Source organism: Haliscomenobacter sp. (assembly GCF_041740695.1).
Classification (GTDB): Bacteria; Bacteroidota; Bacteroidia; order Chitinophagales; family Saprospiraceae; genus Haliscomenobacter.
In genome coordinates, this window is the sequence record NZ_JBGSLK010000038.1 from 22,736 (window position 1) to 47,327 (window position 24,592).

Sequence of the window (24,592 nt, forward strand, 5' to 3'; positions counted from 1 at the left end):
TCTTGGGGCTTGATTTTGAAACAAGTGCCAATGAATAATCTTTTGCAACAGATCGATGGCTTAAAAAAAGAATTAGAGGGCTTACAGCCTATCGAAGCTGAGTTTCAACGCAAATTAGATCGAAAATTTAGACTGGAATTTAACTACAACTCCAACCATCTGGAGGGCAACACCCTTACTTATGGCGAAACGGAACTGCTGCTTTATTTCGACCAAACGAAAGGGGATCATACCATGCGGGAGTATGAAGAAATGCAAGCGCATGATCTGGCCTTGAAGTTGGTAAAAGAATGGGCAGAAGACCTGGAACGCCCACTCTCCGAAGCGGATATCAAAGAACTGAACAAGGTTATTCTGGTAAAACCTTTTTGGAAGGATGCCATCACCCCAGACGGGCAAGGTACCCGTCGACAAATCATGGTGGGTGAATACAAAAAATATCCCAACTCCGTACGCTTGCAAAATGGTGAAATGTTTGATTACGCATCGCCTACCGATACGCCGATAAAAATGGGGGAACTCATTCAATGGTTTCGCTCAGCCTGTGAAAAAGTGGAAGTGAACCCGGTTGAACTGGCAGCTAAATTGCATCACCAATTTGTGCTGATCCACCCTTTTGACGATGGCAATGGCCGCATTTCGCGTTTGTTGATGAACTATGTTTTTTGGCGCTTTGGTTTTCCACCCATTGTCATCAAATCGAGCGATAAACAAAACTACCTGCGAGCCCTGAACTGGGCGGATGTGGGGGAAATGGAGTTTTTTGTGGAGTACGTTGGGAAGCAGGTGTTATGGAGTTTGGAGCTGTCGGTAAAGGCGGAGAAAGGGGAGGATATTGAGGAAGAGAATGATGTGGATAAGGAAATAGTGCTACTTAAACAAAAAGTAAGAACACTTCCTAAGCAAAAATCACCCAAGAGCAAAAAGAAAATTTTCAACCATTTTCAAGAAGAAGTTTTGAACGAATTTTGGCGTAGTGTCTCTCATTTTGATGAATTTTTTACAGAAAGCAAAAAAACCTATGCTGTTGACAATAATGAGTTAGAAGGGAATGGGATAGAAGAAAACCCTTTTGGTGTCAATGAATTTGTGCCAAAAATATATGAACACAATATATATAAAGAAGAAATTGATTCCATAGAATGGAAAGAAATTAAATATGGAGCTATAAAAGGCATCGAAAAAGACTATGTCATAATTCTAGGGATAGAATTTAATAATGAAAACTATAGAATTTATCTAAAAATAAATGGTAACGGAGTATATAGTTTGAAAAAAAAATATAGTGATTTACTGACACAAAGCAAATTAAATGAATTGATTTCTACGCTCAAAAAACAGCTTTTAGCGCGAATTTCAAATAGTATAGAGAACTCATAAAATTCGGTATAACATACTAACCTTGAAAATTTTCCTTCAATACATCTACCATCTTGAAACCCGCTGTTTCAACGGCGGGATTGAAGCCTCCCCGACACTCACATCTATCATCTTTGCCCGATCATGCATCAAAACGGAATGAAAGTAGATGTGTGATCGGGCAAAGATGATAGATGGAATGGTAGGTTGAGTCACCTATCCCGCCGATAAAGCGGCGGGTTACAAGATGTTGGATGTGATGTGAGCGTTGATTTAGCGAGTAGGGGCTTTTAACCCACCCACCTAATTCACGAGCTTCACTTCCGTCTCCGTCACCGAGGTCAACTGCTGCGTTTGCCCACTGTAACTCATGTTCATCTTCGCCTCCATCCGTTGGGTGGATTCACGGCAAATACCCGAGTGTAGCTCGATTGTGGCTGAGCCCGTAGTATTCATGGAGCCTTCCACTTTACCATCTGGCAGCATCGGTGGATGACCAGCAATGTTGCCGGTGCCTTTGGAGGAAAGAATGGCCAAATTGTCCTTGATTTCCTGAAGCGTCCAGGTTGTGTGAGCAATCGTCGTCATACCTTGGTTTTGAATGGTATCCACCACTGTCCAGGATTCCCCAATCTTGATGGCCTCGTCAAGAAAGCGCACCCCCCCAGTAATGTTGCGAAAATCTGAGGCACTACCTGATCCACCTGCCATACCTTCGAAGGGATTGTTGCCAGCTATAAATAGACCATTGGGTTTGAACCGCGAAACCATCTCTTTGCCCACCAATTGTTCCATTTGTGCATTCATGGTGGGGTTGCCCGCCGTGGGGTTGCTGGTGTCAAAATCAAAAGTGCGACCCATCGAGGTACTACTGCCTTTGATTTTTTCCACTTTTTCGGTCATGGATACCTCTGTGGCGCTGGAGGCGGTGATTTTTGATACAATATTTTGTGCCATATTGGTACTCATTACCGCTTCATCCCCACTGATTACCGAAATGTTCACATTGTTTATGAACCGGTATTCCGTTCCAGCTTTGGGTTGAATTTTCAGCAAATAGCTTTCCTGCGCACACAAAGGTTGCAGGCCAATGGCCAAACTGAGGAGTACAAAACAAACAGGGTTCTTCATCGTGGTTTTAATTTTTGCTTCAATTAACACGGAATTGGCCACAGGGATTTCTGTTTTTCGATCAAAAAACACCTTTTTCCTACCAGCCCCCCGTTTTGGTACGGACCTTACACAGGTACATGTCCGAAGTAATGTACAAAGTGCCCCCGTCTTCATCGCCCCAGCCACAATTGGCAGTAAACTGACCCAATTCAATTTGCCCCAGCGGTTTTCCCTCTGGAGAAAGAATCAATACGCCGTTCATCCCAGCGGCGAAGATGTTGCCGTGTTTATCAACTTTCATGCCGTCGAAGATGCCGTATTTGCCCTCCTTAAGGTGTTTAGAGCCATCAAAAATGACTTTGCCTTTGCCCGTTTTGCCATTGGCGGCAATGGGGTAAGCGGTGATGTAGGGTTGGGACCCACTGCTTTGGCCTACATAAAGGAGTTTGCCATTGGGCGAAACGGCGATGCCATTGGGGCGATCCAAGGTTTTGTCCACCAGGTTGACCTTACCCGCTTTGTCGATGTGGTAAACGCCAAACCAGGTCGTCTCCCGCAAAGGGGATTTTTCCTTCTGAGGCATGCCATAAGGTGGGTCAGTAAAGTAATAATCGCCGTTGGGATGTTGGGTAATGTCGTTGGGACTGTTCAAACGCAAGCCTTGATAATTGTCGGCCAGGGTGCGTTTGCCACCTAGTTGAATAGGCATGGCTGCGATACGTCGATCGCCGTGTTCACAAGTGACCAATTCCCCTTTCAAGTTGACCAAGAGGCCATTGCTGCCGGGTTCATCGCCATAAGGGAGAATGCCTGTGTAGCCACTAGGCTTGAGGAAAACGCTTAATCCTTCACCGGCTTTCCAACGGTGAATGGTGTTTTTGGGTACATCTGAAAAGAGGAGGAACCCTCCGTTTTTCACCCAAACGGGGCCCTCGGACCAATCAAAACCATCGGCAATGACTTCGATACTGGCTTGTGCATCGATTAGATTGGCACAAGCCGGATCAAAATGGGTCACTTTGCCGATGGTTTTGTTTTGGCTCCAAAGGCTGAAGCTGCAAAGCAGCAGGAAAAATACGAGCTGATGTTTCATGTTTGTTGGTGTTTATTCTTTTATCCTGGGAAGATAAAAGAATAGTTTTGACCAACAAAATGAACCAAGTATCAGACCACAATTAATACAAGACGCCCATCCAAACTCTTTCCCGGTATTTTTGCTCATAATTGAGGGTATACTGGGCTGCTTCCTCTTTGGTGGCAAACTCAGCCAGCACAATCCGGTATTTAAGCACTTCACTGAAATAGCGAATCCGAGCTTCCATAATGCCGTATTGATCGCGTACTTTTTTGAGCGTGCGTTGAGCGTAATAGTCATTGAGGTCAAAATCGCCGATAAAAACGATGTAGCCAGTGGGCTGACCCGCTTTATTGACCGTCCGGGCGGTTTTGTTTTCCAGTTCGGTATTGATCAAGTTCTTCATGACAAATTCCGGGGTAGGCGGCAAGGGCCGGTCTTCCTCCAGTTTTGCACGGGAGTGGGTAGCGTTGTTGCGCAAAGAGTTGCTTTCTTTTGAAGAGGTGGAAGCTTCGAGGCTGCCTGCGTTGGTCAAATCATTAGCGATGTTGGTGTTCGCATCGGTGAGCACTGCATTGCCGTTTGGGTCAAGCTGAGTCGTATCGGTATTTAATTGAATGGGTTCGTTGGGCAAAAGCACAGCTGCGTTATTGTCCACGTTTACCGTATTGTCTGCCGCTACAGGTTCAGGTTTTTCCAATTGATCCGGCCCCAGCTCTTTGGCGAGCTCCTTGGATTTTTTGCGCTCTTGTTCAGCCAGATCCAGTGCCTGGGCATAATTTTCCAGATCGGCCCGAATGCGCAAATAAGCTTCCCGTACGGCAACTGGAATCACTGCTCCATTGCCAAGGATACCTTCCGCATTTTCAAGGGCATTAAAATCGGCTAAATACGCTTCGGCGAAAGACTTGTATTTCCCAGCCCGGTAGGGTAGTGGTTTTAAGACCCGATAGATGGACTCTGCTACTTCAATCCGACCATTGAATAGGTTGGCGTGGGCAAGGCGCATCAGGCTGAGGCTGTCCTGCAAATCATTGAAAGCGGAGGCTTCCAGTAGGGGCAGGGCTTCCTGGTAACGGCCTGTGCGCAACAAGTCCCAGGGGTCTTTTTGCTCCAGCTGCGTGTCAACCAGCGCGGTGGCCTTTTTTTCCACCAAATCTGTTCTTTCTTGTTCATTGGCCTGGCGCAATAGTCGCTCACGGCGTTCGGCCACTTCTTCGTTGAAACGCGCTCGTTGGAGGTCCTTTTCCATGAGCGCAATTTTTTGCAACACTTCATCGCGCCGCTGGATGGCCTGTTCGCGCATTTGCATGAGTCGATATACGATGCGTTCTACGCGCATGTCGGTTTCGTATACTTTGGAAGGACAAGCCACTCGCGCTGCGCGGTAAGTTTTGATGGCTGCAACGTAGTTGCCCACCCGGCTTAGGCTATCTCCACGCTGGAGGATGTCCGCGTAGAGGGGACAGTTGTCGCCTTGAGCAATGCCCCAGCTACAGGCAATCAAGCCCAGGCACAGGGTCAGTATAATCGGTTTTAGTGCTTGCATGACGTTCAAGCTTTATGCACGCTAGTTTGAACAAGCGCAACTGTTCAGGGATGGTTATTGACAAATGCTCTCGAATCCTTTTTGTAGTTCAGGGTAATCACTGGCACGGTAACTGTAGCCCCACTCGGAAGAATTCCAAATGCGACAGTACTTTTTACGGATGGAGTCGAAAGATTGCTGCACGGCTTTGTTACGGTTTGCGGCTTTCTGGTTGTCTTTCAACAATTGGAGCGCTTCGGCCAGGCGTATTTTGGCCAGTTTGTACTCTTCGGCATCCAGGCAGGTGCGGACATCTTCCATGGAGCGTTCAAAAAGGTACAAATTTTGCTTGAGCGCTTGATCCTTGGTTTTTTTGAGTTTGGAGGTCGTGAAAAAGGAGCTCAAGCCCAGGCCAAGGATCACCACGAGTAGTACACCCAATACAATATTGAGTGCTTGGATTTTGCTGCGGACATTCATTGTACATTCATTTTAGAGGTGATGAAATGTACATGTAGCGCACTGATCTGGTGTTGCCATACGGGATGGGCAAACCAAAAGGTCTTGTTCATGGGTACTAAATGATTTAAATACGGAAATGGGATGACGTTCAGGTAGGTAGGTAGAAAAGCCTGATTCGATAAGAATTTTTCTCAATAGCAACGCTAAGTTATAAAAAGTATGCTAAACAGTAAAGCCTTTGCGTTGTTTTGACAAAAAAGAAGCAAAAGAAATGGAGTCAGTGGCAAAAAAATGGAAAAAATGGGGTCTGATCGGGATGGTTTTAGGCTTATTGGGCCTGGCATTCACCAGTTTACCCGAAGAATATTGCATCAAATGGGAGGATTTGGATACCCATAATTTTGGTGAAGTAGAAAGTGGAAAAGAGGCAGACTGTAGCTTTACTTTTCGCAATTGTTCTAGCGATTCGGTTACCATCGCCAATGTTCGCCCTTCTTGTGGTTGTACTACACCGGAGTGGCGCGAAACGCCCATTCCCCCCGATTCTACGGCTACGATCAACATCGAATTCAGCTCCCGCAAGGCTGGCTATTTTTACAAAATGGTTAAAGTGTATTTTAAGGAATTTCCGCAGGCGGAGCGCTTGTATGTGGAGGGGACGGTTAAATAGGTTCCAAAGTTCCAGGGTTGGCTGCACATTTTCGGAATAAGGTTTAATTTTTTAAATCAAAACGATTAATTTAGCGTTTCGAAAAAAACAAACAGCTTATGCCATTGCGGGAAGAATTCCCAGAGGCGGGTTCAGATTACATGGGCGGTACCAGTGATGGCTACGAATACCAGACCATCTTTGCGGGCTCTCGCCTGCATGCCACTTACGATATGGTGCGGCAGTTTTTGAAAGAAGAGGGATATGGAGAATTGCCCATTCCCAAAGATGCCGAAGAGCTCAAGCTGTTTCGCCTCCCTTCCCGCAACAAACAACTCCTGATGTTTGAAGACAATGGCTACATCCACAACCCGATCAAAATCCTCTTTCCATATGATGGGCGCAATAAAAATACCCTGATTCTGTGTGTGTACAATGAAAAGGACCCGCAGCATTTGTTGAAATTTCATCGGATTTTGGAGCGGAAGGCCGCGGCACAGGTATAAATTCAAGCTAATTTTGAACAGGATTAATTCAACCTATAAAAAAATAAATGCCTGAGCAGACGGTTAAACTTGTTGCTCAGGCATTTTTGTTTTGGCCGATCAGACCCTATCACTCTCCCTTCTCTGGCCGCATCTGCGGAAAGAACAGCACCTCCTGAATCGTATGATTATTCGTCATAAACATGGTCAATCGATCTATCCCAATACCCAATCCCGAAGTCGGCGGCATTCCGTATTCCAGAGACCGCAAGAAATCCTCGTCCATAGCCATGGCTTCGTCGTCCCCACGGGCCGCTAATTGGAGTTGGTCTTCAAAACGCTCGCGTTGGTCAATGGGGTCGTTAAGCTCGGAGTAGGCATTGGCAATTTCTTTGCCACTGACAAACAACTCAAAACGCTCCACCAAACCCGCTTTGCTACGGTGTTTTTTAGCCAGAGGGCTCATTTCGATCGGGTAATCGATGATGTAAGTGGGTTGGATCAGGTTCTTTTCCACTTTGGCCCCAAAAATTTCATCGATCAACTTGCCACGTCCCATCGAATTGTCGATGTCGACGTGCAACTGTTTGCACAAATCGCGGAGTTGAGCTTCGTCCATTTCCGAAATGTCCACCCCGGTGTATTCCTTGATCGAATCGTACATGCTGAGGCGACGGTAAGGCCCGGCATAGTTGATTTCGTGCTCGTCAAATTTGAGTACGGGATTATCCTGGTTGATGGCCCGTGCGATGTACTCCAGGCACTGCTCCACCATTTCCATCATCCAGTAGTAATCTTTATAGGCTACATAGATTTCCATGGCGGTGAACTCGGGATTGTGGGTCCGGTCCATGCCTTCGTTGCGGAACATCTTGCCGATCTCATAAACACCGTCAAAACCACCTGCAATCAAACGTTTGAGGTACAACTCATTGGCAATGCGCATGTACAACTTCATGTCCAGCGTATTGTGGTGGGTGTCGAACGGGCGGGCAGCAGCTCCCCCGTGGATGGGCTGCAGGATGGGCGTTTCAACCTCCAACCAACCTTTGCCATCAAAAAAGCTACGCATGGCCGAAATGATGCGGCTGCGGGTGATGAAGGCTGCTTTGATTTGTGGGTTCACCGTCAGGTCCACATAACGCATACGGTGGCGCTGTTCAGGATCGGTGAAGGCGTCGTAGACCTCGGTTTCACCCGTCGCTTCGTTCAAACGGGTTTTAACCATTGGAAGTGGGCGCAGCGATTTGCTGAGCAGTTTCAGCTCCTTGACATGTACTGTGATCTCGCCCATCCGGGTGCGGAACACAAAACCCTTGATGCCAATGTAATCCCCAAAATCGAGCAAACGTTTCAATACGACATCATACATTTCGAAGTTTTCTCCATCGGCGATGTCACTGCGCGAGATATAAAGCTGGATTCGCCCACTGCTATCCTGCAATTCGGCAAAAGTGACTTTCCCTTTTTCCCGTACCACCATCATCCGGCCAGCTACTGCAACTGTCTCGAACTGTTCAGGAGCGTCGTCGTTGAATTGCGCTTTGATGTCGCTTGCCAGGGCGTTGACTACAAATGCTTCGGCAGGGTAGGGGTCGATGCCCATGCTGCGCAATTCTTCCAGGTGTTCTCTTCGGATGATTTCCTGTTCGCTTAAATGCATGTGTGTTATTTTTGTGTCCAAGTACCCATCCAAACCCAGGTTTTAATTGTGGGTCGACGCGGTCCTTTTTTTTGCGCTGCAAAAATAGAAAAACTTTTATGCTTAAAATCGCTTACGATCCAATTTACAAGTATAAACTGCCGAAGGGGCACCGATTCCCGATGATCAAATACGAATTGATCCCCGAGCAGCTCTTGTATGAGGGTACCGTAAGTGAAAAAAACTTCTTTAGCCCGGCACCTTTGGATGAGGAAACTATTCTGCTCACCCATACTCGGGACTATTGGTTCCGCCTCCGCGACCAACAATTGACTGAACGTGAAATCCGGGCGATTGGGTTCCCGCTTACCCCGCAATTGGTACAAAGAAGCCGGGTAATCGCCAGCGGGACGCTGCAATGTGCCCTTTATGCCCAACAATATGGCGTGGCCCTAAATGTAGCCGGCGGCACCCATCACGCTTATGCTTTTAGAGGAGAAGGATTTTGCTGTACCAATGACATAGCGGTGGCTGCCAATTATTTGCTACACCATAATATAGTGCATAAAATTTTGGTGGTGGATTTGGATGTCCACCAGGGCAATGGCACGGCCCATATTTTTAGAAATGAACCAAGAGTATTCACCTTCAGCATGCATGGGGCCAAAAACTTTCCCTTGCGCAAGGAGGTATCTAATTTGGACATTGGCTTACCCGATGGGACACAGGATCGGGCTTATTTGTCGATTCTGAAAAAAACATTGCCAATTTTATTGGAAAAAGTCCAACCCGAATTGGTGTTTTACCTGTCTGGCGTAGATGTATTGGCTAGCGATAAGCTAGGGCGCTTGGGGCTTACGCCAGAAGGCTGTCGGGAAAGAGACCGCTATGTACTGGAAATGTGCAAACAAAATAGGCTACCCATCGCCATTAGTATGGGCGGAGGCTACTCCGAAAGTTTGGCGATTATTGTGGAAGCACACGCCAACACCTACCGCATGGCGCAAGAAATATTTTTTTAGGCACTCTAAGGGGCGATAAAAAAATAAATGTTCATTTTGCCAAAGGATTAGATAAGTAAACGATTCATTTAAAGTGTCTTATCTAATCCTTTGGCTCAAAAAAAATGAACATTTATTTTTGCCCCACTACTAAGTTCATAAAGTCTATTCTTTGCCAAATAATATGTGACTAATTTGCAGGTGTGCAGTCTGAAAGAATAGAAAAGTGCAGAAGAGGATGAGGTAGGGGCAAAAAAAAAGTCGCACTTTAAGCGCGACCCTTACATATAATCCCATGAACATATCCAAAAAAAAATCTCTTGAGTCCGTTGATAGAAATATTCTTCCTTTCTTGCACAGGCAGAATATTCCTTGTAACTTGGCCTCGAAATACAATGCTAATTCTTAACCCCAACAACAAATTGTAATCTCACGAAAATATCTTTTTGCAATAATTCCATGAGCATGACCTAGTTACTACTTGAGGGCATTTCGTTTGAGAAGTGCCCTTTTTTATTTTTGAGCATAAGGATTGTTTTTTAAAAGAAGTCTATCGTCCCGAAATCGCTTTCGGGACGACCGACCACTGACAAATTATAATCCCATGAACATATTCAACTTTGAGTGCTGATCCTTTTATCAGCTTGGTGATCCGCTCGCTTCATTTTCATTATCCCCTGATCACGATACAAATATGCGACGCTTATTTACACTCCACAAGGACATTTTTTTGGCATTGTGAAAAAAATATTTCAAATTAAAATTAAGATGTCCCTAATTTTGTTGAGTTTTAAAGGTTGTATTGTGAAAATAATAATTTTTTTGGATAAGAAAAAAGAATTTTTTCTTTTGGCAAAAGGAGGTTTTTGGGCGGTAAACGGTCAAAAAAAAGCAAAAAAAATAAAAAAAAACGACCGCGCTGCCTTTTCCAAGCAACGCGGTCGTTTTTTTTGTCAGTACAGGGTAAAAAAAATCGTTATTCGTTTGAGTCTTTTTTGTCGGATTCTTCGGTATCCGTAGTCTCATCCTCTTCAGGAACTGGAGTTTCGTCAGGAGAAACGGCTTCTTCAACTTCAGCAACAGTTTCTTCAACTGCCGCAGCGGCCTCGGTTTTGATTTCTTCAACTTCCTCAGCGATTTCTGTTGTGGTTTCTTCAACTACTTCAGCAACGGTTTCTTCAACTTCCGCGCTTGGTTCGGTCGTAGTTTCTTCCTCGGCTACAGCGGATTGTTCCCAAGCCTCTTTGAGGTCTTCAACCAAATCCCCAATTTTATCCCCCACTACTTCACCTACCGCTTTGATGGTATCGACCATGTCGGTCATTGAATCTCCTACCGTAGTGATTACTGCATCGAATAGTGATTCTTCTTTAGGACTTGCTGGTACCTCTTCTGCTTTGGGGGTCGGAGCCCCTTTTTCTACCTTGAGTTGCTCGGCAGCTTTGGACAATTTGTCATCGTCTTCTTTGCGGGCGTCGGCTGCTGCTTTGATTTCCGATTTGATTTTCTCTTCGGCAGCACGTTTGGCTTCATGTATTTTATCTTGCTCGGCTTTTTTGGCGTCGCGTTCTTTTTGCGATTCTACCCGGCGATCGAGTTCTTCGCGGGTTTGGGTCATTTCGCCCAATTTTTCCCGTTTGGAACGGATGCGCTCTTCAATCATCAGGATTTTGGCCTGACGAATTTGAGCCTCTAATTGGCCATCGGTTGAGGCAACTTTGCGTTTTTGGAAATCCAAATCGTCTTCATCCCTTTTGATGGATTTCTCCATTTTGTCTATGGCGGACATCAAACCTTCGTAACGGCGACTCAGGCGTTCGCCTGGGGAGCGATCATCACCAGCCCCAGGTGCACCAGTTGCTCCAGCGGGTGAGCTGCTGGTACCGAAACGTTTCTCTTTGATGACTTTGAAAGCATTGTCCAGACGATCCCAAATTTTGGTGCGGTGATCCTTGGTCAATTTGGCTTCGCGGAATTTGCGCTGCATCTCTTTGAGGTCATCAAAAAGAGGCTGTAAACGCAAACCGTCGCTGACCTTTTTTTCAACGTCGGTCAACATTTGGTTGAAACGTTCGAAATTATCTTTAGAAAGGCGTTCAAATTCTTCGTCCAGTTTACCGCGCAATTCTTTGAGGGAAGTGAACAATTCGTTGGTGCGGTCGCGCAGGGCGTCGGCGTGTTCACGGAAGAGGTTGCGGTCACGAACTTGTACCTGTACTTTGTCCCAGAAGCCTTTTAATTCATCCCAGAGGCTGGATTCGAAGCGCAGCGCTTTTTCGATGCGATCTTTGTATTCGCCCAATTCGGAGTGATAGGTATGGTAAAGGCGAGAAGACAGCACGATGAAGTGCCACTCGGTTTGAGCGCGTTGGACAATGTCTTCACGTTCAGCTTTAACCCCATCGGGCAAAATGCTGCCGCTGAGCGTGAGTTCTCTTTCCTCTACAGAAAAGCCGTCCGGAAATTCTACTGCATTGCCATCTCTCCATTCCTTGAGCATCAGTTGGCTGAACTCTTCGGTAGCAATTTGCTCCGGAAAGGTAAAAGCTTTCACTTTATTTTCTTCCGGCATCAATTCAAGGGCAATTAACAATCGTTCATTCTGTGCGTTAGTACCCCAAAGTACGAGCTTGGTCTTCATAAACTGGTGACAAATTTGCTGATTATCAATGAATTCTGAAACACATCAGAATTTTCATGACATACATTGTTCGTAAAAAACGGATAATGAATTCCGTTTATTAAATCAAAAATAGCATTTTTTTTAGTATTAACTAGTAGAGACGCGATTAATCGCGTCTCTACGGTTATATTACGCTGTAACTATTGATTGCCCAACCAAATTGTGGGCAGCCAGGTACTCAGCAATTTGTACGGCGTTGGTAGCTGCACCTTTACGCAGGTTATCGGCTACAATCCAAAGGTTCAACCCATTTGCAATGGAATCATCGCGGCGAATGCGGCCTACAAATACCTCATCGCGGTCTTTGGCCAACATGGGCATGGGGTACTCGTTTTTGGCTGGATTGTCTTGTACGATTATCCCCGGTGTTTCGCTGAGGATCTTTCTGATGTCGGCTACTTCAAAAGCTTGATTGAACTCCAGGTTGACCGACTCACTGTGGCCACCCAATACCGGCACCCGCACAGTTGTGGACGTAATGGCGATGCTTTGGTCGCCCAAAATTTTCCGGGTTTCGTTCACCAATTTCATTTCTTCCTTGGTGTAATCGTTGTCCAGGAATGAATCACAATGGGGGATACAGTTTTCAAAAATCTGGTAAGCATAAGCCATTTCATCGGCCTGGAAGCCCTTGCGCTCCATTTGGTATTGCTTCACCGCTTTCATACCCGTACCAGTAATAGATTGATAGGTAGAAACCACAATCCGCTTGATGCCGTATTTTTTGTGCAGCGGTGCCAAAGTCAAGACCATTTGAATGGTAGAACAGTTGGGATTGGCAATGATTTTATCTTCCAGGGTCAAGGTATTGGCATTGATCTCGGGGACAATCAATTTTTTGGAAGGATCCATCCGCCAAGCTGAAGAGTTGTCGATAACGGTTGTACCAACTTCGGCGAACTTGGGTGCCCACTCCAGGGAAGTATTTCCCCCTGCTGAAAAAATGGCGATGTCGGGACGAATAGCCACCGCTTCCTCCATACCAATAATGGTGTATTTGCCCCCGTTGTAGACGACTTCTTTGCCTACCGAACGTTCTGAAGCAACCGGGATGAATTCCGTGATTGGAAATTTATGCTCTTCCAACACTTTGATCATCACACCACCAACCATACCGGTTACACCGACTACTGCTACTCTCATGTTCACAAATGTTTAAAAATTGAGGAAAAAAATTGTGCAGGCTAGGGCGGCTAAATAGTGGGGCAAATATAAGTGCATTGTATCTTTATTGCTACCTTTGAACACATGAAAGCCACAATATTTTTTCCTATTCTGTGCTGTTTTGCCAGTTTTTTGCACGCACAGCTGAGTATAGACTTCTCCAACGGCAATTTTCAGGGCTGGAGTGGGGATTCCAGCAAGTTTGCGGTGGTAAACGGCGCGTTGCAGTTGAATGACAACAATCCTGCAGCATCCAATCAAACCTATTTGTCTCTGCCAGCAGCTACTACATCCGAAGCAGCTACAACCTGGGAGTTTTTAACCAACCTGGCCTTTTCACCTTCAACCACTAATTTTCCCAGGATTTATTTGTCTGCCAGTCAAAGCAATTTGAGCCAAGCGCTCAATGGGTATTTTATCCAGGTTGGCGGGATCAATGGGGATTTAGATGCGCTACAATTGTGCCGACAAGATGGCAACAATATCGTGGTACTGGTGAATGGGCGAACTGGCGGAGCTGGTACGGCCACCGTCAATGTGCGGGTGCGGGTCAAAAGAAGCCCTGCGGGTCTGTGGACCCTGGAGGCGGATTATACCGGAGGCCGAAACTTTGAAGCCGAAGGCAATGCCCAAGATCAAACTTACCCCACGGGTACTCATTTTGGCTGGATTTGTCGATACACGGCTACCCGCAACAAGTCCTTTTCACTAGACGATATTTTGATTGATCCCTTGTTTAGCGACCGTACGCCGCCCGTATTGTTCGGGGTTGAAGCCCAAAATGACCAACGCATCACGCTGCGTTTCAACGAAGTTGTGGATGCCAATACGGCTACTGAGCTCAACCACTACGACCTCAACCCCACCGCTGGAAGCATCAGCAGCGCCCAGCGCGATGCGGGCAACCCGAACAACATCATTTTGAGCCTCAGCGGAAAAATGCAAAACCTGACGGAATATACTTGCACCGTTACGGGCATCCGTGATGCTTTTGGCAATGTTGCTGGATTTCAATCGGCCAAATTCACTTATCTGGAAATTGGTAAAGCCGCTGAAGGAGACATTCTAATCAGTGAAATTATGGCCGACCCCACGCCAGCCCTGGGGAGATTGCCTGCCGTGGAATACCTGGAATTGTGGAACAATAGCACTAAAGTCATTGCCTTGGATGAATTACAAATCTCCAATGGCGGCACCCCGGTACGGGTAGGCACGGGTTTATTTTTACCCAACACTTTTTTGATCCTTTGTGCCCCCGAAAATGCAACAGGGTTTCAGCCTTTTGGCCCGGTGCAAGGGGTGACGGGTTTTCCTGCCCTGACCAATGCGGGTGATGATGTGAGTGTGCGTACTACCGCTGGACTTGTCCTGAACTTGGTTAACTATGACGACGATTGGTACCGCGATGAAGACAAAGCCCAAGGTGGCTGGGCCCTGGAGCTCATCAGCGCCAATGCGGCCAGCGATTGCCCAGGCAACTGGCGTGCCAGCGTAGACCCTACGGGTGGGACTCCGGGTAGAGCCAACTCCATCAACAACCAAATAACCGACCGCAATGGCCCTCGACTAATTACTGCGGTTTCACTCAGCGCTCAAGAGTTGTTGTTGACTTTTGATGAGCCTTTAGATCCTGAGACTGCCGAAGACCTGAAATATTACGCCTTTACGGATGGCATCAGCCCTTTAGATGCCGTATTGCAAAGCAACAAAACGACCCTGCGTTTGATTTTGAATACCCCCCTACAAAATGCCAAAGCCTACACCTTGACCCTGGCACCGGGGATTCGTGATTGTTTGGGCAATGCACAGAGCAGCGCACAACAGCTTTTGACGGGTTTGCCGCAGGCACCCGCAACGGGTGATTTGATTGTGAATGAAATCCTTTTTAATCCGCTGACAGGCGGTTCCGATTTTGTCGAATTGTACAACAAGTCCCAAAAGTTGATCAGCCTCAGAGGTATGGTGTTGATCAATCGGCAAAAAACTTCGGGGGGCATTCAAAGTACCATCACTGCTGATTACTTACTCGCCCCAGGGCGCTACGTGGCGGTGGCGGTTTCAAAAAACAATGTTCAACAACGCTACGTTGTCAAGGATTCTTCCGCCATTTTCAGCAATACCTTACCTACTTTGGATGACGATGCCGGAAACATTACCCTGCGGTTCAACAACATTACGCTGGATTCTTTCAACTACAGCAATAAATTACACAGCCCCTTGTTGGAAGATGAAGAGGGCATCTCTCTGGAAAGATTAAACTTTGATTTGCCCACCAATGCTGCGGGCAACTGGCATTCATCTGCCATTTCCGCTGGTGGGGCTACCCCGGGTTACACCAATTCTCAGGTTTTTCGCCCCAATCCAGCTAGTGGGGAAGAAACTGTTTTTCGTTTGGACGAAGCCAAGTTTTCGCCGGATGGTGATGGCTTTCAGGATGTACTCTTGCTCCCATATCAAACCGATAAGCCAGGTTATCTGGCAAACATCATTGTATTTGACATCAATGGCCGACAAGTCAAACGCCTGGCGCGCAATGAATCCCTGGCTGCCGAAGGGATCCTCAAATGGGATGGAACGACCGATGAACTGCTCAAGGGTAGGGTAGGGGTGTACGTGATCTGGATTGAGTTGTTTGAGCCGGATGGGGGGAAGGTGTTGCAGAAGTTGAGTTGTGTGCTGGCGGGGAGGCTGTAAATCTTTATTGCGTTTCTGTTCCTTAGGGTATACCCTTGCTCCCTGCTTAGGGTTTCCCCTGAGTTTTTCCAAAATTAAAATTTCCACATCATTTTCCGTTCAAAAGCTACGTTAGACAAGCACATATGAAGTTTGTTACCCGAGACTTTTGATTTTCTACCTCCCCAAAAAACCAAATGAAACGTGTTTTAGCGATGGGATGGGGCAAGGCAGAACGGTGCCTTGCCCCTTTTTTATTTTTGATACTTTCCAATTCCTTTTATTCCCAAATAATGTATCGCCACCCCGTCTTCCCATACTGTCGCATCGCGAGCATCGCCAATAAGGCGCAAACCGGGATGAGCCCCCATACCAACCAATTGAAACTCGAAATGGCATAATGGAAAATGCCAAACAGCCCAGCCAGAAACAGGGTCAGGAGGGTGAACCCAATATTCCCACCCCGGCTTGCCTCATCCCAGGATTTGGTGAAAGGCAATACATAGTGCGTCAGGATCGCCACACCCGTAACCATGGCCAGGATGCCAAAAAAGGCCAGTAGCGCATCATCCAAAATATGCCAGCCAAAAAAGAGTCCGGAACCCAGGGTAATCAAGCCGTAAACGGGTAGGTAAAACTTGACAATAATCGCCTTGAAAGAGCCCGTAAGTACCAAACCTGGCTGCGCCATCGGTACGGTACGGTAAAACCAACTGGCTTTATACTTCTCGGAAAACTGCAACATGCTCAGCCCGGAAATCAGGATAATCATCGAGAAATAAAACCCAAACAGGTACATATTGCCCTGTTGCATCTCCTGTAGCGCATCGTCGGAGCCACGGGTAGCCGGGAAAACAAAAATGAGCAAAAAATAAACGGGTAACATAATCAGGTTGGGATAAAACTTGAGTTTAAAATCCCGACTGCGACTGGTCATTTTCCAGGTAAGCTCATACATGGCACGTTCTTGTTTGTTGCTACAAAACCATTGCGCCGAGCGGGTAGCCCAACTAGATTGAGCTCGTTGATGTTGTTCGGCTTTGCGCTGGGGGGAACTTTCGGTGCCATTGCCTCCTTCGCCGATCGAAAACATCTTTTGGGCAAAATTGCGGCTCAATACAGTCCCCACTAAATATATAGCCAAAAAGGGAGTTACCAAACCAATGGTAGCCATCACATAAATCACGGGCTGCGCAGGCTGATAAAAAAACAAATCCCAAATGCTGGCCAGCCACATCGAAGGCAAGGGCCAGAGGTAAATTTTGGTAAAAAGATTGTTGCCCTCCATCACTTTAAAATCTATCAAACGAGGCAAAATCTGATATCCTAGGAAAACGACCGCGTAAAATATGATCTGAAAGTAATTGATGATTTCTTTGAACCTGCGTGGTGACAATAAATTGAGCATGATCAGATAAAGCAAGTTGACAAAAAAAATGGTCATCAACACACTCATCAAAATCAGAAAGGCCAATAAGAGTACAGTTAAAGGACCAAACTTGATCCCTACGCCAATCAGTCCCGGAATGCTAAAAGGAATTACGAGTTTGGTCAGATAAAAAAGGACGTGCAAAATGCGGGATACCGCCAGGGTTTTCCCCCCAACTGGGCGGGGCAACAGAATATAATTGTCGCGCACATCAATGAGCACATCCGTAAAGTCGCTGATCAAAGTGAGTGCCAGGATGGCCATCCAAAGGCTTAAATACATGAACAAGCCACTGGAACTGTGCTCGAAGAAGACAAGTATAAAAGTACCCCCCATACCCATAAAGGCCATCATCACCATGACCAGAATGTCCTGGCCTTTGACTTCTTTCTTTTGAGCGGAGCGCTGGTAGTTGAAGGCCGTTTTGCGTCGCCCATCCATTTTTAATTTGACCTCCAAAATGGTATGTAGGTGATCGGGATTGACGTCGATGCGCCGCCAAAAGCCATCAAAGAGGCGCAGGATGCGTAGCAGTATTTTATTCATGGGGCTTAGGGGTTAAAGGTTTGGGTAAAACCTTCGGCCAATTCATCGAAGTTGGTTTGGCCAGTCAATTGGGAAAAGAGTTTTTCCAGGGTGTCGCCCTCGTTGCGTTTGAGCTCCTGGAAGTTACCGTCTGCGACCACTTTACCTTCAGCAATCAGGATGATGCGGTCGGAGATTTTCTCGACGGTATCCATGTTGTGCGAGCAGTAGATGACCGTTTTGCCTTGTTCTACCAGACGGATAATGATTTCTTTGACCAAAATTACCGCGTTGGTATCTAGCCCACTCAGTGGTTCATCCATAAAAATGATCTCCGGATTGTGCAACAAACCTGATACCAACAGCACTTTTTGGCGCATGCCCTTGGAAAAGGTGTCCATGCGCTCGTGCAATTGATCCTTTAGCCCCAGGAAATCGAGCATGCGACTAGCGCGTTCTTCGATTTGGGCATCTTCCATGTCGTGCAATCGACCCACCAGCAGCAAAAACTCCATGGGGGTGAGTACATCGTACAAGTCGGCCAATTCGGGGATGTAGCCAATGATCCTTTTGACGGCCAAGGGATTCTCTTTTACATCAATCCCCTTGATTTTTACATTGCCTTTAAAGTTGTCGTCCAAGCCCGCCAGGATGCGCACCGTAGTCGATTTACCCGCACCGTTGGGGCCGATATAACCAATGATCTGGCCAGCCTGGATGTGCAAACTAATGTCGTGGAGGACCTGTCTTTTGCCATAAAATTTGCTGAGGTTGTCAATTTGAATGATGGGTTCCATTTTCCTATTTTTATAGGATCAAAGCTAAAAAAAAGCAAAGAGATAGCAGAAGTATTTTGTTGAATAAGGGAAATAGATAGACTAAACCTTGCCAAAATAAGACTCAATGGCTTTGCGACGGTGTTCAAAAATTTCATCTACCATATTGTTGACCATTAGCAAGTCAGCTATGGTGCCAATGGGGCCGTAAGGTACTTTATAATGCAGGATGTCGTGCATCAAAGTACCTCCGTCTTGGGTACTGAAGTGATGCTGGTGATGCCAAAAAGCATAAGGGCCTTCCTGTTGGACGTCGACAAAATAATGCATGGGGTCAATGTGCGTGATTTCCGTTGTCCATTTCATTTGGATCCCTAACAAAGGGCTGATGTAATAGGGGATGAGCATACCCGGATACATTTTTACCCCACTCATGTCGGTCAACATGGTGATGCCCACTTTGGCTGGGGTCAATTTTTTGAGATTTTCAGGTCTTGAAAAAAAATCCCAGATGGATTCTACTGGTTGTGGAATGAATTGTTGCCATTCCTTACGTTTGATTTGCATAATTTTTTACAAGTAAACTCGTTATTTATTTGTTTGTTCATAAGATAATGAAGCTTAAATCCATTAGCCGAAAAAAAATGTGAAATTTCTGTGACAAAAATGCACTAGGCTACGGGTTTAACCCCTATCTTTGTTCAACAACAAATGCAAAAGTCCAGTTGAGGACTAGATTTTGATCCCAAAACATTTTCCCATGACAACCGATTTCAAAAATTCGACTTCTATCTCCATTGCGTTCTATCCATACTTTCCTGACTTTATAATGCCCAAAGGTCAAAATGTAGTGTAGCCACAGGTGACCATCTTGCCCGATGTTCGTCTAATCCATCGTGTCTACCCTTAAAGTTTTGTCCTCATGTGCAAAGGTACTATAATCAGGATCACTTGGTTGTTTTGTAGTGCGTTCGTATTTGCCCTGCAAAGTAATCTTCTCTACAGCCAACAAGACTTGCAAGCAAGCCTTTCTGCTGTGGTAGAAAAAAAATCATCTAGTCCACAACAGGTCATCAGCCAATTTTCTCATCAAGCAAGCACTGATTATGTTTCAGTAGTTTGTACGGGAGAACTGGATTTGCGTGCCATTCCGTCGCCTCTTGCTCTGAAAGCGATCTCGGAAACTACGGCACTACTGGTACAGGATAAACGCTACGACCTCGGTTGTAATGCCAATGATTTTGTAGGTTATTTTGATCCATCTCGTTGGATGGACTCAAGTATAAAGAGTGCCGGTGGGGTAGATGTCACCGGAGCTCCCGGTCAATTATTGGTTGAAGGGACCAATAATTATCCGGTTGTTGTGGCTGACCGCCGGGCTCCGCGCTTCACAGTAAAGATGCCCAGCAGCGGGTACGTCTCTTTCAACTGGAACGATTTAGGGGGCTCCCTTTCTAACCCCACCGCACTTGCTGTTTTTGTCAATGCCCGACCAATTGCAGCTGAGAATGGTAAGGTATCGGTGTTTATGCGCGCTGGTGAGGAATTGCACTTGCAAATCACTTCAACAGTAGATAAGTCTATTATAATAAAAGAGTTTTCATTCCTTTCTGATCTGGCCTATCTGATTACCCGCGAATGGGTCAACGAAGCACGCCAGGTGATAGCCAGCCAATACATCGCCGTAGAAAAACCCAATTTGGGCGATATCCGTTTTCCTCGCAATACTCAAGTGACCAAAAGCGTTCAACCGGAATACACTGGTTACCCAGTACTTGATGCTGATGGCAATGCTAAAACCATTGACGATCAAATGGTACTGGCCGGAACCTTTAATGGCATGCAGGTTACTTTTGAGGACAAGATCGATGCCGAACAGCATCGTATCCTGAGAACCTGGACGATCAACGATACCTGTGGTGCCAATGTGATCAGTCATGTACAAGAATTGCGGATCGCACCTACAACAACTAAACCTGCTGTTCCAACTGAAGACAATAAAGTCAAACATAACTCCATTCCGAGTCAATCGGAGCGTGGAGGGTCTTATTCCAGTAGTTTTTTGGTTTTTAACTAGTTTCGCGTAACAAATCATAGTTTCTGCTCGAAGACGCCGGTTAGCGCTCAGTTTTGGGATGCTAATCAGCGTTTCGGACAGGAATAACAAAATGAGTAGTGGGCAAAAATGAGTGTTCATTTTTTTGTGGCCCCTAAAAACTAAACAACAGCAAGAATTTTTTTTGTGAAGGGTTTCTTAACGAGGATTTTCAGCGGGAGGTTTTTAACCTCCCGTTTTTTTTTCGGTCACCAAGCGAAGTCGAGGTGTCACTTTCTTAAGCTCACCAAGTTTTTGTTTATTTTTGCCCCCTACCAATTCCACAACCATGTCGATCGTAACCGAATTCAATGACTACCGTGCCAAAATGAACGAAGAGATTTTGGCTCAAGATAATCTTGTGCTCAAGCGCTTCTTCAACCTCGATAGCAATGCCTACCAGGATGGCGCTTTGGATAAAAAAACCAAAGAACTGCTGGGCCTCATCGCTTCGATGGTGCTGCGCTGCGATGATTGTATTCGCTACCACCTGGGCAAGTGTTTTGAATTAGGCGTTTCGCGCGAAGAGGTGTTTGAAGTTTTCGCCATTGCCAACTTGGTTGGAGGTTCCATTTGTATCCCACATACCCGTAGGGCGGTGGAGTATTGGAGCGCATTGGAAAGAGTTGAGGAGGTTGAGGGAGGTTGAGAGGGTTGAGGCTGCTGCAGATGCTTAGACGCGACCTTGTTCAAGTCGCTGCGGCAGCCTCAACTTTCTCAACCTCCTCAACTTCTCAACTTCACTCAACCTTTCATTATGTCTGCTTATCTCGATCAACTCAACCCCGTTCAACGTCAAGCCGTAGAAAACACCGATGGCCCGGTACTGGTCGTAGCCGGCCCTGGCTCGGGCAAAACCCGTGTGTTGACTTTTCGCATTGCTCACCTCATTGAAAAAGGGGTGGCACCCTGGGAGATTTTGTCATTGACCTTTACCAATAAGGCGGCCAAGGAAATGCAGGAACGGATTGGAAAGGTAGTGGGGGATAAGGCACGCAACGTATGGTCGGGAACTTTTCACTCCATTTTTGCCCGCATCCTGCGGGTGGAAGCCGATAAAATTGGTTACTCTCCTAATTTTACCATTTACGATAGCGAAGATACCAAAAGTGTGCTAGGGGCCATCATCAAGGAGATGAACCTGGATAAAACGGTATACAACGTCAATACCATCCGCAGCCGCATCTCTTCAGCCAAAAGTAGTTTGATCACCCCTCGCCTATATGCCGAAAATGAGGAGTTAAAAATGCAGGATCGGCAGGCTAAAATGCCTTACATCAGCGAAATCTACCTCAAATACGGCGAGCGCTGCAAACGGGCCGGGGCAATGGACTTCGACGACCTTTTGTACCGCCTTTACGAGTTGTGGCAAAAGAACCCGGAGGTGCTGGACAAATACCGCAAGCGCTTCAAGTACCTGATGGTCGACGAGTTTCAGGATACCAACACCCTGCAATACGGGATCATCCGCAAGTTGGTGCACTTTGAGGGGAGCCCGCGCAATATCTGTGTGGTGGGCGACGATGCGCAGAGTATCTACGCCTTCCGGGGGGCAACTATTCAGAACATTCTCGATTTTGAAAAGGACTTCAACCCTTACGGGATCAAGGTCTTTAAACTGGAAGAAAACTACCGCTCTACCGAGCACATCGTGCAGGCTGCCAACGAGGTGATCCGCTTCAACAAACGTCAGATCCAGAAAAAAATCTGGTCGAGTAAGGGCACCGGGCAAAAGATCAAGGTCATCAAAACCATGAGCGATGCCGAAGAGGGCAAACGGGTAGGGGATACGATTGTGGAGCAGCGCAACCGTTTTCACCTCAGCAACTCGGACATCGCCGTGCTGTACCGCACCAACGCCCAAAGCCGAGTGATGGAAGAATACCTGCGCCGCTACAACATCCCGTACCGGGTATTTGGAGGCCTGTCCTTTTACCAGCGCAAGGAAGTCAAAGACCTGATTGCTTACCTGCGCCTGGCCATCAACCCCCGCGATGAAGAAGCCTTGCGCCGGGTGATCAACTTCCCCAAGCGGGGCATCGGCGATAGTACGGTAGACAAAATAAGCGAAATGGGCGGCCAGCAAAACCTAACCATGTGGGAGGTGCTCCTGCATGTAGATGCGGCTACGCGCACCCAAAAGTCGATCCAGGAGTTCATCAAAATTGTACAGGAAAGTGGGCAAAAGGCAGAAACACTCAATGCTTACGAAGCGGCCATGTACATCGCGAAACAATCCAAACTGATTGAAGAATACAACCAGGATAAAACGGTAGAAGGTCTGGGGCGTCTGGAAAACCTCAACGCCTTGCTCGACGGGATCAAATCCTTTGTGGAAGACGATGAATTTGAAACTGCTGCTGAACAACAAAACAAATCCCTGGGTTCCTACCTGCAAAATATTGCCCTGCTGACCGATATGGACGATGAGTCCAAACAAACGGGGGATTACGTTACCCTCATGTCAGTGCACTCCGCCAAGGGTTTGGAGTTCAAATCGGTATTTGTAGTGGGTTTGGAAGAAAAGCTCTTTCCTTCCTTCATGTCGATGGACACGCCGGATGGGCTGGATGAGGAACGCCGCCTATTCTATGTGGCAATTACCCGCGCCGAGCAATTCCTGACCCTCACTTTTGCGATGAGCCGTTACAAATTCGGCCAAATGCAGTACAACGAGATGAGCCGCTTCATCGAAGAAATTCCCCGGGATCACCTAGAGAGTACTTCGGCGTTACGCAGTGGATTTTCAGCGGATTACGAGCCGACACCTAGCAAATCAGGGGGCACTTCGGGCGTGAGTGGCGCCTTCAAGCCGCGTCCATCGAGTGCGAATGCTGCACCCAAGATTGACCCGGCCCTGTTCAAACCCAGCCCTAGTGAACAAATCAAAGTGGGGAGCAAGGTGCTCCACCTCAAATTTGGCGAAGGCAAAGTGCTGAACATCGACGGAGGCAAGGATAACCGAATCGCAACCATCTTCTTTGAAGCTGCGGATGATGAAAAGGAGAAGCGGATTATGTTGAAGTTTGCGAAGTTGCAGATTGTGGAGTAGGGGAGGAAAGGGACAATTTGTTTCTTTCCTAGTCTTCATTGTGAATGGGTTAAAGGTTGATTGAACCGGTTTGGAACAGTTGTTCTGCCCAGTTTAGTTCTGTAGGTAGTGCTTGGTTGGAAAATTCAATGTGGATGACCCGCCGTTTTTTATGATTCGTCGTTCTGCTGGAACTGTGCAAAATCAGCGGCTTCATCAGCATGATTCCTCCTTCTTTTACGGGACAAGTGTACTCAGTTTCCACAGTCCAATCGAGGGTTTCAGGGCGGTATATTTTTTTCAGGTGGGATTTAGGAACCACTCTTAGTGCCCCATTGTGCTCATCGGTGTCATCCAGATGGATTCTAACGGTAGTGATGTTTTCTAAAATGTGGATCGGTGGTTGAACCGCAAATTGATTTTGTTTGCTTGTCCATGGCCCAAACCCTTCCAGTTCAAGTTTCTTATCAACCGAAATGGTCAAATCTTGATGATAAGGAACATACCAATTCGAAGTTTCTGGTTTGTCAAAATAGATACTTTTGACTACAAAAAAGCCGTCGCCTAGGAGTTGATAGATGAGTGATTTTAGCTTGTCTGTGAAAATAAACTCGACGACTCCTGGGATTTCCTTCAAGAACTGCCTGATGGCAAAAACGTCCGCCGATTTTCGAAAAGTTTCTTTTGAGGTGTCGGCTTGATTGATGATTCCTAAAATTTTTTCCACTTCTCCTGGTGAGTAGACGTTTTCGATGGTGGTGAAGCCGTCTTCAGCAAGTTTTTCACGGTGCGTTAAATTTCTAAGCATTGCTTATATTTTGTTGCAATTTTATCAATAAGTGTAAAAAATAAAAGCACTTGCCGGGAATCTTTTCCCAACCCCCACGGTTACCACCCCAAAC

The 24,592-nt window shown here is 46.5% G+C and carries 19 protein-coding genes; 8 read left to right on the forward strand and 11 right to left on the reverse strand.

Annotated features, from left to right (window positions below; all coding sequences use genetic code 11):
* Positions 1–30: 30 nt before the first annotated feature.
* Positions 31–1,380: a Fic family protein gene (locus ACEW9O_RS08105; RefSeq protein ID WP_373549642.1), complete on the forward strand. Its 1,350-nt coding sequence runs from the start codon at positions 31–33 to the stop codon at positions 1,378–1,380.
* Between the two features lie 282 nt (positions 1,381–1,662).
* Here the strand turns inward: ACEW9O_RS08105 and ACEW9O_RS08110 are convergent, their stop codons facing one another.
* From ACEW9O_RS08110 to ACEW9O_RS08125, 4 genes are all read right to left on the reverse strand, one after another.
* Positions 1,663–2,490 carry a DUF6263 family protein gene (locus ACEW9O_RS08110; protein ID WP_373549643.1) on the reverse strand — a complete coding sequence of 276 codons (828 nt, stop codon included), beginning with the start codon at positions 2,488–2,490 and terminating at the stop codon, positions 1,663–1,665.
* 79 nt (positions 2,491–2,569) lie between these two features.
* Positions 2,570–3,565, reverse strand: a complete 996-nt coding sequence (locus ACEW9O_RS08115) for an SMP-30/gluconolactonase/LRE family protein (RefSeq protein ID WP_373549644.1) — start codon at positions 3,563–3,565, stop codon at positions 2,570–2,572.
* 82 nt (positions 3,566–3,647) lie between these two features.
* Positions 3,648–5,096: a hypothetical protein gene (locus ACEW9O_RS08120; protein WP_373549645.1), complete on the reverse strand. Its 1,449-nt coding sequence runs from the start codon at positions 5,094–5,096 to the stop codon at positions 3,648–3,650.
* A gap of 54 nt (positions 5,097–5,150) precedes the next feature.
* Positions 5,151–5,555 (reverse strand): hypothetical protein, encoded by a 405-nt coding sequence (locus ACEW9O_RS08125; protein WP_373549646.1) that lies wholly within the window; start codon positions 5,553–5,555, stop codon positions 5,151–5,153.
* Positions 5,556–5,808: 253 nt separating this feature from the next.
* Here ACEW9O_RS08125 and ACEW9O_RS08130 point away from each other — a divergent pair, with 253 nt between their 5' ends.
* On the forward strand, positions 5,809–6,207 hold the full coding sequence (locus tag ACEW9O_RS08130) for a DUF1573 domain-containing protein (RefSeq protein ID WP_373549647.1): 399 nt from the start codon (positions 5,809–5,811) through the stop codon (positions 6,205–6,207).
* 98 nt (positions 6,208–6,305) lie between these two features.
* Positions 6,306–6,692 (forward strand): hypothetical protein, encoded by a 387-nt coding sequence (locus tag ACEW9O_RS08135; protein ID WP_373549648.1) that lies wholly within the window; start codon positions 6,306–6,308, stop codon positions 6,690–6,692.
* Between the two features lie 109 nt (positions 6,693–6,801).
* On the opposite strand, the gene lysS is transcribed toward ACEW9O_RS08135, so the two are convergent.
* Positions 6,802–8,334, reverse strand: a complete 1,533-nt coding sequence (gene lysS, locus ACEW9O_RS08140; RefSeq protein WP_373549649.1) for a lysine--tRNA ligase — start codon at positions 8,332–8,334, stop codon at positions 6,802–6,804.
* A gap of 98 nt (positions 8,335–8,432) precedes the next feature.
* Between lysS and ACEW9O_RS08145 the strand changes: the two genes are divergently transcribed.
* A complete protein-coding gene (locus ACEW9O_RS08145) occupies positions 8,433–9,335 on the forward strand; it encodes a histone deacetylase (protein WP_373549650.1) in 903 nt (300 codons plus the stop codon).
* A gap of 955 nt (positions 9,336–10,290) precedes the next feature.
* Here the strand turns inward: ACEW9O_RS08145 and ACEW9O_RS08150 are convergent.
* Positions 10,291–11,955 (reverse strand): hypothetical protein, encoded by a 1,665-nt coding sequence (locus ACEW9O_RS08150; protein WP_373549651.1) that lies wholly within the window; start codon positions 11,953–11,955, stop codon positions 10,291–10,293.
* A 171-nt stretch (positions 11,956–12,126) separates the two neighbouring features.
* Entirely contained in the window at positions 12,127–13,140 is a 1,014-nt protein-coding gene (locus ACEW9O_RS08155) for an aspartate-semialdehyde dehydrogenase (RefSeq protein ID WP_373549652.1), read from the reverse strand.
* Between the two features lie 105 nt (positions 13,141–13,245).
* Here ACEW9O_RS08155 and ACEW9O_RS08160 point away from each other — a divergent pair, with 105 nt between their 5' ends.
* Entirely contained in the window at positions 13,246–15,855 is a 2,610-nt protein-coding gene (locus ACEW9O_RS08160; RefSeq protein WP_373549653.1) for a lamin tail domain-containing protein, read from the forward strand.
* A gap of 259 nt (positions 15,856–16,114) precedes the next feature.
* Here the strand turns inward: ACEW9O_RS08160 and ACEW9O_RS08165 are convergent, their stop codons facing one another.
* The 3 genes from ACEW9O_RS08165 to ACEW9O_RS08175 all read right to left on the reverse strand — a co-directional run bounded on the left by ACEW9O_RS08165 (position 16,115) and on the right by ACEW9O_RS08175 (position 19,131).
* Positions 16,115–17,809: a hypothetical protein gene (locus tag ACEW9O_RS08165; protein ID WP_373549654.1), complete on the reverse strand. Its 1,695-nt coding sequence runs from the start codon at positions 17,807–17,809 to the stop codon at positions 16,115–16,117.
* Positions 17,810–17,814: 5 nt separating this feature from the next.
* Positions 17,815–18,585 (reverse strand): ABC transporter ATP-binding protein, encoded by a 771-nt coding sequence (locus ACEW9O_RS08170; protein ID WP_373549655.1) that lies wholly within the window; start codon positions 18,583–18,585, stop codon positions 17,815–17,817.
* An 81-nt stretch (positions 18,586–18,666) separates the two neighbouring features.
* Positions 18,667–19,131 carry an SRPBCC family protein gene (locus ACEW9O_RS08175; RefSeq protein WP_373549656.1) on the reverse strand — a complete coding sequence of 155 codons (465 nt, stop codon included), beginning with the start codon at positions 19,129–19,131 and terminating at the stop codon, positions 18,667–18,669.
* A 355-nt stretch (positions 19,132–19,486) separates the two neighbouring features.
* Between ACEW9O_RS08175 and ACEW9O_RS08180 the strand changes: the two genes are divergently transcribed.
* The 3 genes from ACEW9O_RS08180 to ACEW9O_RS08190 all read left to right on the forward strand — a co-directional run bounded on the left by ACEW9O_RS08180 (position 19,487) and on the right by ACEW9O_RS08190 (position 23,711).
* Positions 19,487–20,641, forward strand: coding sequence for a hypothetical protein (locus ACEW9O_RS08180; RefSeq protein WP_373549657.1), 1,155 nt, complete (start codon positions 19,487–19,489; stop codon positions 20,639–20,641).
* Positions 20,642–20,948: 307 nt separating this feature from the next.
* Positions 20,949–21,308 carry a carboxymuconolactone decarboxylase family protein gene (locus tag ACEW9O_RS08185; RefSeq protein WP_373549658.1) on the forward strand — a complete coding sequence of 120 codons (360 nt, stop codon included), beginning with the start codon at positions 20,949–20,951 and terminating at the stop codon, positions 21,306–21,308.
* 108 nt (positions 21,309–21,416) lie between these two features.
* Entirely contained in the window at positions 21,417–23,711 is a 2,295-nt protein-coding gene (locus ACEW9O_RS08190) for an ATP-dependent helicase (protein ID WP_373549659.1), read from the forward strand.
* A 49-nt stretch (positions 23,712–23,760) separates the two neighbouring features.
* Here ACEW9O_RS08190 and ACEW9O_RS08195 read toward each other — a convergent pair whose 3' ends face one another.
* On the reverse strand, positions 23,761–24,498 hold the full coding sequence (locus ACEW9O_RS08195; RefSeq protein WP_373549660.1) for a phytanoyl-CoA dioxygenase family protein: 738 nt from the start codon (positions 24,496–24,498) through the stop codon (positions 23,761–23,763).
* Positions 24,499–24,592: the final 94 nt, after the last annotated feature.

Bases quoted from the DNA above. Each gene is read 5' to 3' on its own strand.
- ACEW9O_RS08105 (WP_373549642.1), top strand. From the start codon at position 31: ATGAATAATCTTTTGCAACAGATCGATGGCTTAAAAAAAGAATTAGAG.
- ACEW9O_RS08110 (WP_373549643.1), bottom strand. From the start codon at position 2,490: ATGAAGAACCCTGTTTGTTTTGTACTCCTCAGTTTGGCCATTGGCCTG.
- ACEW9O_RS08115 (WP_373549644.1), bottom strand. From the start codon at position 3,565: ATGAAACATCAGCTCGTATTTTTCCTGCTGCTTTGCAGCTTCAGCCTT.
- ACEW9O_RS08120 (WP_373549645.1), bottom strand. From the start codon at position 5,096: ATGCAAGCACTAAAACCGATTATACTGACCCTGTGCCTGGGCTTGATT.
- ACEW9O_RS08125 (WP_373549646.1), bottom strand. From the start codon at position 5,555: ATGAATGTCCGCAGCAAAATCCAAGCACTCAATATTGTATTGGGTGTA.
- ACEW9O_RS08130 (WP_373549647.1), top strand. From the start codon at position 5,809: ATGGAGTCAGTGGCAAAAAAATGGAAAAAATGGGGTCTGATCGGGATG.
- ACEW9O_RS08135 (WP_373549648.1), top strand. From the start codon at position 6,306: ATGCCATTGCGGGAAGAATTCCCAGAGGCGGGTTCAGATTACATGGGC.
- lysS (WP_373549649.1), bottom strand. From the start codon at position 8,334: ATGCATTTAAGCGAACAGGAAATCATCCGAAGAGAACACCTGGAAGAA.
- ACEW9O_RS08145 (WP_373549650.1), top strand. From the start codon at position 8,433: ATGCTTAAAATCGCTTACGATCCAATTTACAAGTATAAACTGCCGAAG.
- ACEW9O_RS08150 (WP_373549651.1), bottom strand. From the start codon at position 11,955: ATGAAGACCAAGCTCGTACTTTGGGGTACTAACGCACAGAATGAACGA.
- ACEW9O_RS08155 (WP_373549652.1), bottom strand. From the start codon at position 13,140: ATGAGAGTAGCAGTAGTCGGTGTAACCGGTATGGTTGGTGGTGTGATG.
- ACEW9O_RS08160 (WP_373549653.1), top strand. From the start codon at position 13,246: ATGAAAGCCACAATATTTTTTCCTATTCTGTGCTGTTTTGCCAGTTTT.
- ACEW9O_RS08165 (WP_373549654.1), bottom strand. From the start codon at position 17,809: ATGAATAAAATACTGCTACGCATCCTGCGCCTCTTTGATGGCTTTTGG.
- ACEW9O_RS08170 (WP_373549655.1), bottom strand. From the start codon at position 18,585: ATGGAACCCATCATTCAAATTGACAACCTCAGCAAATTTTATGGCAAA.
- ACEW9O_RS08175 (WP_373549656.1), bottom strand. From the start codon at position 19,131: ATGCAAATCAAACGTAAGGAATGGCAACAATTCATTCCACAACCAGTA.
- ACEW9O_RS08180 (WP_373549657.1), top strand. From the start codon at position 19,487: ATGTGCAAAGGTACTATAATCAGGATCACTTGGTTGTTTTGTAGTGCG.
- ACEW9O_RS08185 (WP_373549658.1), top strand. From the start codon at position 20,949: ATGTCGATCGTAACCGAATTCAATGACTACCGTGCCAAAATGAACGAA.
- ACEW9O_RS08190 (WP_373549659.1), top strand. From the start codon at position 21,417: ATGTCTGCTTATCTCGATCAACTCAACCCCGTTCAACGTCAAGCCGTA.
- ACEW9O_RS08195 (WP_373549660.1), bottom strand. From the start codon at position 24,498: ATGCTTAGAAATTTAACGCACCGTGAAAAACTTGCTGAAGACGGCTTC.